Raw genomic sequence first — 13,162 nt, forward strand, 5'->3', positions numbered from 1 at the left:
TACATCCCTCTCAGGCACAAGCGTTTTTCCAGGGACAGGCATTGCAGCGTGAGGTGTCTTTTTCATATGGCCCAACAGCGGCCTTCAGGGCTGCCTCCTCAATGCTTCTTTTTATCTTTGCGAAGGAAATGTCTTCTGCGTCTAGCAAGATTTCTCTGCTTTCCCTCAACATGTAAAGCCCCATTAGCAGGTTCTTTTGGGGAAACTCCCGATTGACTGCATATCCGTAAAATTCCAGCTGCTTGCGATAAAGTTCCATGAAGGAGCCTTCGTCGAGGTCTTCGGTTATTTTGTAATCCCATATATGGGCAGTCGCGTCGTCCAGGTAAAGGAGGTCTATCTGGCCTGCCAGCCGAGTGCCCGATTCAAGCTCGAAATCGAAGGGTATTTCCCTGTAGGTTTTATATTCGGGATCTTTCGACGAAAGGATCCTTCTCAAGGTAGAGCCCAGAAAGCTGCCGGCGAATGCGGTGAGCCATCTTTGAAGAAGGGGCCAGTGGCTTTTGTCCTTTAGGATCGGGCGAAGTCCCGTGGGGAGCATCCTCAAGGTCCTTTCTAGGTTCTCGTCGTTTTCAGGGAAGAACCTCACGAGACTTTCTTCTTTCAAGTCCCAACGGGATAAGATCCAATGCACCAAACTGCCAACGTCGGGGCCTCCGTATTCTTCGGATCTCGGAAGTTCCCATTTCAACGGCAAACCCTGCCTGCAGCTCATCCTATATGCATGGGGACACCATGAAATTAAGGCATATTCAGTGGCGCTGAACTTATCGAGGGGAGAGTCGGCTATGGGCCTTATCAATTTTTTAAGGGATATGCCTCTGGAATGGGACAGTTTATTTTTTTTGCTCCCGGCGTCGCTTGTCTTCGGTGTAATTATTTCAGCTTCGTCAATGTCGTCGGGATCGGCGTATCTGCGAGCACCCTCCCAATTAAGTACGGTTTTAAGCCAAAGACCCGTTTTTTTTGAAGGGTTGCCCTGCGAATCGATTTCGTAATTGCCGCAGAGGATCAGGTGTTTCTTGGCGCGGGTGCAGGCGACGTAAAAGAGGCGCAGATTTTCTTCCTCCTGTTTTAAGCCCTCAAGGTAGTCGTGAGCTGCCTTTGAAGGCGGATTTTTCTTTCTGTCAAAGGGGTCACCGTATGAGCTTGCCACGGTGCCTACGAAAATTGACGGTACCAGGGAGGAGCCGCTTCTCGGGTGACGGGCGTATTCGAGGCCGAAGACGGCAACAACGGGAAACTCCAATCCCTTTGCGGCGTGGACCGTCATTATCCTCACCACATCTTCGTCCTCTCCCAGGGGTGTTGCTTCTTCGTAGGGAGCGTTTAGCCTTGCCGTCTTTTTGAGATAGTCGGCTGCCCCGGCGAGGTCCTTTCCGAAGGCGTCTTCATAGCCTCTTAAAAAGTGTATTAGATACCTGATGTTAGAAAAGGCCCTCATCCTTTTGTTGGAAGGAAGGGCAAGGAGCCACAGGGGTTCTTCCAGAAGGTAATTTAAGACGTCGGAAGGGCCGCGCAAAATTGCCCTTCTGCGGAGATATTCTATCTTTTCGGCCGTACCTTTGAGGTTTGTCTTGAGGTATCTCCAGATCCTCCCCTCTCCACCTTCGCCTTCTATAGAGGAAAGGGCCTTCGATACCCTTTCCTGAGATAGTCTCAAAAAGGGAGACGAAAGCATCCCGATCAGGGCAAAATCATCCTCGGGATTGTTTAAAGCGGTCAACAAAGCCGTGGCATCCAACGTTTCGGACCTTGAGAAAAAGCTCCTTTGGTCCACGAATACTGCAGGTATTTCTTCCCTTTCAAAAGCCTCTTCCAGAGTGTCGAAATAATTGCGGGTTGGAACCAGGACCACCATATCTTTCCAGAAAACTCCCCCTTCGTGAAACATCCTGAAGCGGTGCGCCAACTTCGTGGCCAGGGAGTTTTTTCTTTGGGCGGAACTTGCCTTGTTCCCATCTTCGTCTTCAGCGTTCGTCTCAAGCAGTATTTTTAAATCGCCTGAGCTATTTTCGTTTTTTAACGTTTCCGGATAGACCAACGGTTCGTAAATCTCTTTCAAGGAAGAGCTTATTCCATCCTTCCAGATATACTCGAAAAGATCGTTTATCCTTTCCAACAGATCCCTGGTCATCCTAAAAGATTCCTTTAAGGCAACGTACTTGCCGGCTCCACTTTTGGCTTTCTCGATGTAGTCGGCGAAAATCCTTAGGTCGGCGTGGCGAAACCTGTAGATGGACTGCTTAAGGTCTCCCACGATGAACAATTTTGTCGCTCCTTCTTTACCGGCGGCGATGTTTTTTATCAGAAGGTTTTGAACGCCGTTTATATCCTGAAATTCGTCGACTAATATGTATTTGTATCGTTCGACAGCCTTGGGATATTTGTTTACCATATCCTTTGCTTTGGTCAACAAATCATCGAAGGAAAGGATGTTCTTTCTTTTTTTCTGTTCCTCCCATAGGGCCCAAAGCATGCTGGCAAACTTGAGCAAGGTTTCGCGAAGGGGTCTGTCTTCATGGGCCTCCTTCGACCATTTGGCAAGAGCCACCTCCTGAGATAGGCTTTCGCGATGGATTTTCAGCCCCTTATGGCCAAAACGATCGCTTAGAAGCGATTCCAGTTCCTTTTTGAATTTTCCACCGCCTTTGATGTTCGAGAGAAGACTGTCGTTTAAGTCCAGCAAAAAATTGACCCATGTGGCAGGTGAGTCGGGGTAAATGCCCTTCCACCGATTTTGAAATTCTCTAACCCTCTCGGACAGGCCGTCGTTGTTGTCGTCTTCTGTCCTAATTTCTTCAACCCAGAAGTCATAGAGGTTGCGATATAAGTTAAAACGTTCCTTTAAGCCGAAGATCATCTCCTCTGCCCTTTTGTCAACCTTTTCAAGGGAGGCCGATTCTTTGAAGAGGTCCTCGGGGTTTAATCCTCTGCTTCCAAAGAGGGAGGAAGCTGCCTTAGAAAGTTCGACGATGGCATTTGCGCCGAAGAAGTCTAAGGCTTTTTTGAAATTATCGTCGGAAATCATTGCTTTAATTCTTTTTTTCCACTTAGTGGGGGCGTTTTGTGCAAACCATTCCCCGTCGAGAAAATCCAGGGCGCTGAGGGCAGATTGGTAGAACAGGTCTTCCTGTTGTGGCGTAACGATATTAAAAGCGGGGCTTATCTCCAAAAATTGGCTGTAGGATTTTAGAAGGTTCATGGCAAAGCTGTGAATTGTCGAAATTTGCGCTTCATCGAAACGACTGCAGGCAAGCTCCAGTCTCTTTTCTGTGTCCTCTCTTTTCTGCCGGGAAAGGTTCGAGCTTCTCACGGCGTTAAGCCAGTCCCCCAGAGTCGATAATATTTTATCTTCCATCTCTTGTGCTGCCTTTTCGGTAAAAGTGATGGTCAATATCTCATCGTGCCTTGCCCTTCCCGTTGCGACCAGCCATGCAAATCTCCACGAAAGGGTGCGAGTCTTCCCGCTTCCGGCCCCGGCGCTAACCACCACTAAATCGTCTTCCGCTAAAACTGCTTCACGTTGATTGGGTGTGGCGGTAGCCAGGAAAATCTCGGCCATTGCTTCATCATTGTTCGCCATTTTCTAACCATTCTCCTCCTTCGATTTCGCTTTTGCGACAGAGGACCTTATATTGACAGTCCTTGCAGGTCTTTCGATCGTAATGGGGTTCGAAGGACCCGGAGGTCAAGTCCTTTGCCCAACTGATCAGCTGTTCTTCGGCTCTCTTTGCGATATCCTCGAGTTTCTCGCGTTTTATTTTTATGTTATCGGAGTATCCTTCCGGGACCAGTCTCTTGTCGAGGCCTTTGTGCTCCTTTGAAATATGCCCCAGACACATGCTGTCACTGTGGCACAGGTAGAAGGCGCCTCCTGTCTTTTGGTCGGCCTTCGATAGCGCCAGGGCGTAGGAGGCAAGTTGCAATGAATTTTCGTAATTTTTGGAACCCGCAGTCTTGTAGTCCCAAAGGATTTGGCCAATTTCCTTCAGGTGGTCTATGCGGTCTGCCCTGCCGCGAAAGGAGACATCGTTTATCGTAAACGGAGGAAGCTGCCTTTCCCATTCAGTCGATGCGAAGGCTGTGCGAAGTTTTAGGTATATCTCTTCCTGAATGCGGGCAAGGCGCAGGACCTGCAGGCGAAGCCTTTCGCGATGGCGATGGAGCTTCCTGATGTGGTTAAGAAGGGGATAGGTCGATTCCACCACTTCTTCCCACAGTTGCTCCACACAAGCTTCAAGGGAAAGCCCCTTTTCAGAACTTCTCATTTTCCATGCCTTCGACCAGAGGAGGTGAAGCATATTACCGCACTTTTGAGCGTCCAGCCCTGCTTCTTTCGGTTGAAAGAGCTTTAGAATGCTTCTGTAAGCGTAGAGGGCGGGGCATTGAACCCAGGTGTCGATATCGCTTAGATAGCCTTCGTCCTTTGGTTTTACCGAGGGGATAGGCTTCCTTCTCGGGCGGGAAAGCTTGTCTTTGGGAACTTCCGCTTCGCGAAGGAACCTCTCTCCCTCGGGCAACAACTTGCTCAAGGGCCTTCGTGTCTCTTCTACGATTATATAGAGATCTTCCTTTTCACCGTCCATTTCCAAAAAGGGAGAGAGCTTGTTCGGCCTGCCCTGGGCGTCGATAGCTGAAAAGGTTAACCAGGTTTCTTCCGTGGAAGCGTATAAATGCCTTCTGAAGAGGGCTTCCTTTTGTTGTCGCCTTTCGTGCCTTAAGGGCAAGTGGATTCCTGCAAGATTGGCATTTTCGTGTATTATCCTCCTCGCCTCGTCGTTCAATAGGGGGGGATCTGTTATCTTTCCGGGCCATTGTTGTGAAGTTGCGTTTATTACTACGTATAATTTATGGGTTGCCAGAACGGGAGAGCTGTCGAAGTAAATCGTTACCGATTCTCTTTTTCTCTTCGGAGGCAGGATTCTCGTCTCTTCGGCGAAGCGATTTAAGTATTCCCATCCTTCGGCCTCGGAGAGCATGTCTTTCTGAGCCGGCCCCAACTCAGGCAAGGACTCGGCCAAAGAAAGCGCCTTTTTCTCTAAAGCTTCCAAGAATTTAGATACCTCGTACAAACTTTCGTCTAATGAGGGGTCGGTTACGCAAGCTCCTGCCCTTTTTCGGATTTCAAGCTCATCGTCGAGCAGTTTGAGAAGTCTTTGAAATAAACTTTCTACATTGGAGCCCCTTTTGATGTGGTTGAAAAAGGAGTCCCATTTTTTAATGATGCGAGTCGACTCCGTTGCGCCGCTTTTACTTAATATATCGGTCCATTCCTTCGCTCCCGACGGAATCCTTTCTTTAAGAAATTCTAAGAATTCTTTAGGCAAATCGAATCCGAATAGAGGGTTGGAAAGAAGTCCTATGGTGGCAAGGAAGGGCCAATTTTCATCCTTGGCGATTTTAAGTCGCTTTACCAAATCCCAGCACATCGTTTCGTTCAAATATTTTCCCGAGCCTGATTTCCATGGAATTCGGTAAGCGTTTAAAACGTCCTCCGCGATGCTTTTGTAAGGGGAAGGTATCTCTATGGCAATGTCCTTAAAAGTTAAGACTCCCTCTTCGACCTTAAACCATAAATTTCGCGCGAGCGTTTCGAGTTCTTGCCTCGGATCGCCACAGGTGAAAAGACGAATCTTTGCAGGCCTGTCCTCTGAGACCTTGCCGATAAAGGCTTTCTCGGCGAATTGTTGTTCGGCATCGTAAAATTCGTCGCCCATCGTCGAATCCGGTTTGAATATGTCTATGCTTGCCCCTATATCGTCCAAGGTATCTATGAACTCTCGCTGAGCCCTCATGAAGCTCATAAAACCCACCAGGACGAAGGGCCTGTCTTTCAATTGGCGGGCAAGACTTTCTGTGTCGAGCAACTTTCGGGCAAGGATGGGTATCTGGGCACTGTCGGCAAGGTCGTTTTCATTTAAGTAACTCAAGTATTTTTTGTAGATATGACACAAAAGACCCGTCGGTTCTGTCAGGTGGGGGCAATCATCGGTGCAGCTTTTGCAATTTAGTGTCGTCGAAAGGTCCTCGGGCAATGTGTCCTCGCCGATTAGCTCGTGAAGCTGTCGTCCTATGGTCTCTATGAAGGCAGGCTGCCCGACCGCCGGGATCTTTTCTTTCAATTCTTTCGATGATGCGAGGATATCGTGGACCAGATGCCTTACCACTAGCCAATGGTCAGGGGGGTCCAGCTGTCTTTTGACCACTGTTTCGAACCCAGACCTTCGAAGGATGTCGGAAAGTCCGCTGTACAGGTCTCCCCATTGCCATATCTGGGGCAAATTGAACCTAAATCCCTTTAGTGACAACATTTCAAGGAGCAAGTTCTTGTCCTCGCGGGAAGGTACTATGAATATGAGGTTTTTGCGGGCTTCGTATATTTCGTTTAGAGGTCTTTCAAGCTGATGCGCCAATCTGTAGGTGTGAATGGTGATGGCCAAGAAGATCACCTCAATAAAACTTTATATTATGTGGTATATTGAATGAAGCGTAAATACCGGGGATGGACGATATCTCTGTTCAATCCTATGATATCATATGATCTGTTTTTCATGCCGGTAAATTACCGACAGCTCAAAGGGAGAGTGACTTTCAGTGGACAAAAGTAATTTTAAAAGGATATTTATGCATATATATCACCTTTTAAAACAAGAAAAAGACAGTTTTCTTACTATTACCTTTGGTACGACTATCTCTGTAATCGCAACCCTCACCCTCATCATGCCCTACAAATTTCCCGATTCCGGGCTGACAGGCCTGGCCGTATTGTCTTCCTATGTCTTCAATATTTCTCCGTCGTGGCTGTTTGCCATCGGCAACGCTGCATTGCTGGTCTGGGGATGGAAAGAGCTGTCTCCAAGGTTTGTGATACTCACGATTTATGGCGTGGGGTTGTTCTCCTTACTTCTAAAGCTCCTCGAATTTATGCCGGCTCCTTCTTTAGACGATCTTTTCTTGATTGCCGTATTTGCAGGAGTCATAAAGGGAATAGGGGGAGGGTTGGTCTTCAGATCCGGAGCCTCCCTCGGGGGGACCGATATCGTTGTCGTTGCCTTAAGAAACAGATATGGCGTGGAAGTGGGAAAGTACGGCTTTTACATAAACCTGGCAGTCCTATTGATCTCCGCTCCGGTAATTGGTATCGAACGAACGGTGTACGGGCTTGTGGCTATATACATAAGCGGAATTGCCGTTGATGGGGTGTTGAGGTCCTTCGACAGGAGAAGGCAGGTTTTCGTAATATCCAAAAAGTACGATCAGGTTAAAGATTTTGTAATCAACGGACTGGGTCGCGGAGTGACATTGCTCAAAGGCGAGGGGGGATTTACGGGACATGAACAGAAAGTAGTGATGTGTCTTTTAACTCCCCGACAGACTATGGAGTTGAAGAGATACTTGGCTATGGTCGACAAAAATGCCTTTATGGTTATAACGGAGGCTTCGGAAGTCGTGGGAAAGGGATTTAAGTCTTGGAAGGAGTTGTAAGGCTTTAGGTCGGTGATTTGTTTGACACCTTTGTATGGGTTTATATTGCTCCTTGGCGGAGTAGGGCTTTTTTTATACGGACTTAACGTCTGTCCCGAGAATATAAAGAAGTATCTCGGCAGAAGCGGAAAAGTATTTTTGTCTCAAGTAGGAACCAGAAAAGGGTCTTCTCTGCTCTTTGGTTTGGCCTTTTCGATAATGGTGCAAAGCAGTGCTGCAGCAACATCATTTATCGTGGGCTTGGTAGAGGTGGGGCTTATGGCCTCCGAGGGCGCCCTCGTCGCCATAATGGGAGCAAGTGTAGGTACCGGATTAATCGTGTATTTTTTGAGCCTTGACGTCATTTTATACAGCCCTGTAGCCTTTTTCGTCATAGTGTTTTTTGGACGTTTCGCTAAAGGGCGCTGGAAGGAATATTTTAAGATAGCAGAGGGGATTTCCGTCGTGTTCCTGGGGATGGCCCTTATAAAGCTGGGGTCTCAGCCGCTCGTCTATTCGGAGCTGGTGAGGGACTTGATGACTTTCTTGACAGGTTCCTTTCTTCTCATGGCTTTGACGGCTTATTTGCTTACATCGATTATCCAAAGCAGCACGGCAACCCTTGCTGTAGCAATGGGTATGGCCGGATCCGGCTTGCTCCCCTTTCCCTCTGTCTTGCCTATCATTCTGGGAGCTTACGTTGGTTCTTCCAGCTCAGCCCTTCTGGCGGCTTTGGGAAAGAAAAGAAAATCTCAGGGACTTGCATGGAGCACATTTCTTTACAGGGTCTTTGGAATATTGCCCATGATCCCTCTGGGTGCCCTTTATGTAAAAATAGGAGAGAGCTTGCCCGTAACGATAGACGTTCATATAGCTTTTCTCCAAATATTGCTGGTATTGACTAACATGATCTTGCTGTTGCCCTTTGTCTCGTTTCTTTCCAAGATGGGAGAAAAGCTTGCCAGCTTCAGCGGCAGGGAATCCATAGAGCCCTTATACCTCGATTGGGCCTTTGTGGACATCACGCCCCTGGCAGTTTCGCTGCTTACAAAAGAGATAGTTCGAGCCTCCAATTTTTTGGAGGAATTTCTTTACGGATTGTTTCACGGAGACATAGACGAGGGACGTCTGTTTTTATTGAAGTCAAGTTTGCCCGATCTGGTCGATTCTTGTATCTTCTATCGGTCGGCAATAACGTGGATTTCGAAGGAAGATAGCGCCCTCGTTAAGGAGTTTGTCGCCACCTCTTACTCCTTAAATGCCCTTAAAAATATGGTCATCCTGGCCACGGCAAGGCTTTTTCCTCTACTCAGAGGAGAGAGGGAAGTTGTGGGATACTCTCTTCTCCTTTCAGAAATGGAGGAAATTAAGGGCCTTTTTTTCGACATATTCACTAGCAGTCTAGGCGCCTATGCCCTGGACGATCCTTCCTTTGCGAAGAAGGCCTTTAAGCTCTATGGAGAGTTTTCTCAGATAATAGCTGAAAGAAAAAACAGGCTTATGTTATCTCATCATAGGATCGAGGGTGGTACCGAATTGATCGATCTGTTAACCCTGCTCGATGCCATTTTGAGAGAATCTCTGGAATTTGCGCGCGTAGCAAGACGTTATAATGATAAGAGTGAAGATGACAATAAAAGATTTATCAATCGACAGGGAGAGAGGGAATTTGATCTTTAAGAGAGAGTCCAAAGAGGATCAGAAGGTTGGGGGGCTTTTCGAGAGGGACAGAAAATGGCTCTTCGAGCGGCTCAATTCGATGGCCGATTTGGTGGAACTGTCAATAAGCGATTCTTTGGAAGCCATCATGAAAAGAAGCGACGATATGGCTTTGGAGGTCATCGGCAAAGACGATGCAATAGACATCGTGGAAGTCGAGGTTGAACAGGAGTGCCTTCGCTTATTGGCTATGCGCCAGCCGGTTCGAGAGGATCTGCGCTTCGTCTTTACTATCATCAAAGTTATTACGGAATTGGAACGCATCGGAGATCAGGCCGTGAATATAGCAGAAAGGGCATTGGAGTTAAACAGGGAAGGTCTGCTCAAGCCATTGATCGACATACCGAAAATGGCGAGGATAGTAATAGAGATGGTAAGGGGAGCTATCAAGGCCTTCGAGGAGAAAGAAGTGGATAAGTTGGTAGAAGTTTTTAAACGCGACGACGAGGTAGATGCGCTGAACAGGGGCATATTTGCAGAGATAATTCAGATCATGGCTTCAACAAAGATGGATGATCCCTATTCTGTGAAGAAGGCAACTGATCTGCTTCTGGTGTCCAGGTATCTGGAAAGGGCCGGCGATCATGCCAGCAACATAGCAGAACGCGCCTTTTTCAGCGTCACGGGGGAGAGGATAAAAGAAAAGCTAAAGGGGAGAGCCTAGGGGGGGATGATTATGGATGTTGCCTTTGAACTTAAGGACGAACTTCATCGAAGAGGTGCTTCTTTGGTCGGCTTTGCCGATCTGAAGGGTATTTCTCCGGAAGCGGGAATGCCTTTTGGAATATCGATTGCCTATGCCCTTGATCCCGACGTTATATCGCAAATAAGCGACGGGCCAACGGGCGAATACGCGGCCCTTTACCACAGGGCCAATGAGATTTTGGGCAAATTGGCGGAATTTGCTGCGGATTTCATTGCCTCGCGGGGATGGAAGGCCAAATACATTCCGGCCACAACAAATGTGAGTGCCGACAGATTAGCCACGCCTTTACCCCATAAGACTGTAGCTACAAGGGCAGGCCTCGGGTGGATAGGCAAGTGCGCCCTTTTAGTGACAGAGCAGTATGGATCGGCTCTGCGGCTGGCCTCCGTCTTGACGGAGATGGCCCTTCCCAGTGGCGAGCCGGTAGAAAGCTCCCGATGCGGTAGTTGTGATTCCTGCGTTAGCGCATGTCCGGTTTTGGCGCCCTCGGGGAGGGAATGGAATCCATCGTTGAAAAGGGAGGAATTTTTCGATGCCGGTCTTTGTTACGAGAAGACCAGCGAAAACGCCAGACGTCCCGAAATTGGAGCTACCATATGTGGGATATGCATAGCTGCCTGTCCCTGGACGAAGCGTTATCTTCGGTCAAAAAATAGAGAAAGTTGAAGGTGATCTACTTGAAAAAAGTGGAAGGCATATTCGCGCCAATAGCCACCATATTTGATGAGGCTGGCGACTTAGATCTGGAAAGTTTTTGCGATAACGTCAGGAAGTTCAACGAGACTAAACTTTCCGGACTGGTCGTCCTGGGGAGCAACGGAGAGTTTCCCCTGTTGAGTTATCGGGAAAAGATGGCCCTAGTGAAATCAGCTAAAGAGACGCTTGACAGAGATAAGCTTCTCATTGCAGGGACTGGATGCGAGTCTTTGCGCGAGACGATTATGTTGAGCAATGAATCTGCTGACATAGGCGTAGATGCGATTTTAGTCGTCACGCCAAGTTATTACAAAAGCGATATGACTGATGAGGCGTTGGAAAGGTATTTCACGACAATTGCCGATGGATGCAAGGTGCCCGTGATGCTTTATAACATGCCCAGGAACACGGGAATAAACATGGGCCCAAGCCTTGTGGCAAGGTTGGCAAAACACCCAAACATCATCGGCATCAAGGATAGCTCGGGAAATATCTCCCAAATCGCAGAGATCATAGCAAAATGCCCTAATGATTTCGCCGTCTTTGCCGGTTCCGGGAGCTTCCTTTTGCCCACACTCATGCTTGGGGGAGTGGGCGGTACCTTGGCTGTGGCAAACGTCTTGCCAGATTACTGTGCAGCGATCCACGATCTCTATAAAGAGGGCGACTTGGATAAGGCCAGAAAACTGCAGCTTGGCTTGCTAGAACTTAACGCAGCGGTTACAACTCGTTACGGCATCGGGGGAATGAAGGCGGCCATGGAAATTGTCGGCTTTCACGGAGGATCGCCAAGATTGCCCATACTTCCTGCCAGTGGAGCAGTAAAAGAGGAGATATCTAAAATAATAGTTGATGCATTGAAGGTTTTTTCCGAGGTTTGTGGGAGTTAGGGATTATTTTAAAGAAGAATTTTCGACCTGAGGGGCATTGCTTTTCTTCCTGTTCACCATCCATAGTCCAAGGAGGACGAGTAAGGCCCCTGTCGCGTCTTTAAGGGAAAGCGATTCGCTTAAAAGTATTACGGCAGTTATCGTAGCCGTCAAGGGGTTGAGGTACATAAAGACGCCGACCTGAGACGCCGGCAACGCGTATAGCGCTTCGTACCAAAATATGTAGGCGATACCGGAGCACAGTACGCCTAAAAAGAGAAGGCTAATCCATGCCTGCCAGGAAAAGGAAAGGGAAAAACCCGAAAAGTAGGCAGGTATGTTCGAGAAAAGCCAACCGAAGGACATTATGTAAAAGAGGGAGACTATTTGGTCCCTTCTTTCCAGGAACTTTCTCGAAATTACAGTAAAGGCCGCCCAATTTATCGCGCTCAAGGAGATTAGCAAATCGCCTACTGTTATTCCTTTAGGCAAGAGCGAACTTCCTTCCCCTAGGACCAGCAGTACGCCGAGGGCTGCCGAAAAAAGGCCGATGACCCCCTCCCTCGCGATCCTCTCTTTTAAAAAGATCCGCCCAAATAAGGCTATTATCAAGGGCGTTGTCGATACTATCCAGGCGGATGTGGCTGCCTGAGCAGTCTTCAGCGCTTCTGCCTGGATAAGGTTGTGAAAGGTTACTCCCATGAGTCCCAGGGCGGCCATGTATAACAAATCCTTGGGCGCTACATATGTCCCGCCATTTTTCCTTTTCCATAACCATAAGGATAAAACGCCGAATCCGGCCAGGGATCGAAACCACACTATCATAGATGGACTCGTCTCATTTACGGCTATCTTCATGGCGACAAAGGAAGCTCCCCAAAACATGGTCGCCAATGCTGCCTCGATAAAGGCTCGATTTCTCCGACTCATACTCATTTTTTCTATTTAACCCCTTTGACCTTTTTCTTTCGAGACAAAGCATTTTAGGGGGCATAAAAAAGGACGCCCGATTAGATTTTACAACCAGGCGTCCTTCGTTGCATTATTGCGATCTTCCAAGATTAAAATTCTTTATATATATCTTTTTTGGCTCCACATACGGGACACTGATCGGGAAGTTCGTCCAAGACGGTATGTCCACATACAGGGCAGATGTAAACTTTCTTGAATTCGAAATCCTTGCCCTGCTCTGCTGCTTCTTTGGCCTTTTTGTAAAGTTCGGCGTGTATCTTTTCTGCCTCTAAGGCGAAGGTGAAAGACCTGACGGCTTCCTTTTCCCCCTGCATCTTGGCCACTTCCAAATAGGCAGGGTACATTTGTTCCACCTCGTGCTCCTCTCCCATGATGCCCCCGAGCAGGTTTTCTGCGGTCTTTTTACCGCCGAATACGCCGCCTGCAGTTACAGAGTGGTCGCCAATGTCTCCATCTAAGACATTGAAATGATTCCCGGCGTGGACCTGTTCGGCATAGGCTATTGCTTTAAAAAGGCGGGCTATATTTGGAAAACCTTCCTTTTGCGCAATCTCGCTCCAATGCAGATACCTCATATGGGCCATGCTCTCGCCACCGTAGGCGGAGCGCAAGAAATCGGCCGTCATTGCGTTTTTTACAGCCATTTGTATCACCCTCCCTTATATTTTATACATCATAATTTCGGAAGCATGTATAATTTAAAATAAATTCAACTTGTTTGTCAAGCGGAGTC

Annotated in this window: 9 protein-coding genes; 5 read left to right on the forward strand and 4 right to left on the reverse strand. The window is 47.9% G+C overall.

Going from position 1 to position 13,162, the window contains the following annotated elements:
• Positions 1-10 precede the first annotated feature (10 nt).
• Both HMPREF1705_RS04850 and HMPREF1705_RS04855 read right to left on the reverse strand, forming a co-directional pair.
• Complete coding sequence (locus HMPREF1705_RS04850; RefSeq protein ID WP_009202004.1) at positions 11-3,586, reverse strand: UvrD-helicase domain-containing protein; 3,576 nt, start codon at positions 3,584-3,586, stop codon at positions 11-13.
• Entirely contained in the window at positions 3,573-6,452 is a 2,880-nt protein-coding gene (locus HMPREF1705_RS04855; RefSeq protein WP_009202003.1) for a PD-(D/E)XK nuclease family protein, read from the reverse strand. The genes HMPREF1705_RS04850 and HMPREF1705_RS04855 overlap by 14 nt, the downstream gene beginning before the upstream one ends.
• Before the next feature lie 145 nt (positions 6,453-6,597).
• On the opposite strand from HMPREF1705_RS04855, the gene HMPREF1705_RS04860 reads away from it, so the two are divergent.
• Genes HMPREF1705_RS04860 through HMPREF1705_RS04880 form a run of 5 tightly spaced genes read left to right on the forward strand, consistent with a single transcriptional unit; the run spans position 6,598 to position 11,478 of the window.
• Positions 6,598-7,488 (forward strand): YitT family protein, encoded by an 891-nt coding sequence (locus HMPREF1705_RS04860; protein ID WP_306337021.1) that lies wholly within the window; start codon positions 6,598-6,600, stop codon positions 7,486-7,488.
• Between the two features lie 12 nt (positions 7,489-7,500).
• A complete protein-coding gene (locus tag HMPREF1705_RS04865; protein WP_057940713.1) occupies positions 7,501-9,147 on the forward strand; it encodes a Na/Pi symporter in 1,647 nt (548 codons plus the stop codon).
• Complete coding sequence (gene phoU, locus HMPREF1705_RS04870) at positions 9,137-9,850, forward strand: phosphate signaling complex protein PhoU (RefSeq protein ID WP_040348728.1); 714 nt, start codon at positions 9,137-9,139, stop codon at positions 9,848-9,850. Before HMPREF1705_RS04865 ends, phoU begins: the two co-directional genes overlap by 11 nt.
• Positions 9,851-9,862: 12 nt before the next feature.
• On the forward strand, positions 9,863-10,558 hold the full coding sequence (locus tag HMPREF1705_RS04875; protein ID WP_040348726.1) for a 4Fe-4S double cluster binding domain-containing protein: 696 nt from the start codon (positions 9,863-9,865) through the stop codon (positions 10,556-10,558).
• 20 nt (positions 10,559-10,578) lie between these two features.
• Complete coding sequence (locus HMPREF1705_RS04880; RefSeq protein ID WP_242603597.1) at positions 10,579-11,478, forward strand: dihydrodipicolinate synthase family protein; 900 nt, start codon at positions 10,579-10,581, stop codon at positions 11,476-11,478.
• Positions 11,479-11,481: 3 nt separating this feature from the next.
• On the opposite strand, the gene HMPREF1705_RS04885 is transcribed toward HMPREF1705_RS04880, so the two are convergent.
• Together HMPREF1705_RS04885 and HMPREF1705_RS04890 are read right to left on the reverse strand one after the other, a co-directional pair.
• A complete protein-coding gene (locus tag HMPREF1705_RS04885; protein ID WP_009201997.1) occupies positions 11,482-12,393 on the reverse strand; it encodes a DMT family transporter in 912 nt (303 codons plus the stop codon).
• Positions 12,394-12,518: 125 nt separating this feature from the next.
• Positions 12,519-13,073 carry a rubrerythrin family protein gene (locus HMPREF1705_RS04890; RefSeq protein ID WP_009201996.1) on the reverse strand — a complete coding sequence of 185 codons (555 nt, stop codon included), beginning with the start codon at positions 13,071-13,073 and terminating at the stop codon, positions 12,519-12,521.
• Positions 13,074-13,162: the final 89 nt, after the last annotated feature.

Origin of the sequence: Acetomicrobium hydrogeniformans ATCC BAA-1850, assembly GCF_000160455.2 — a bacterium.
Classification (GTDB): domain Bacteria; phylum Synergistota; class Synergistia; order Synergistales; family Acetomicrobiaceae; genus Acetomicrobium; species Acetomicrobium thermoterrenum.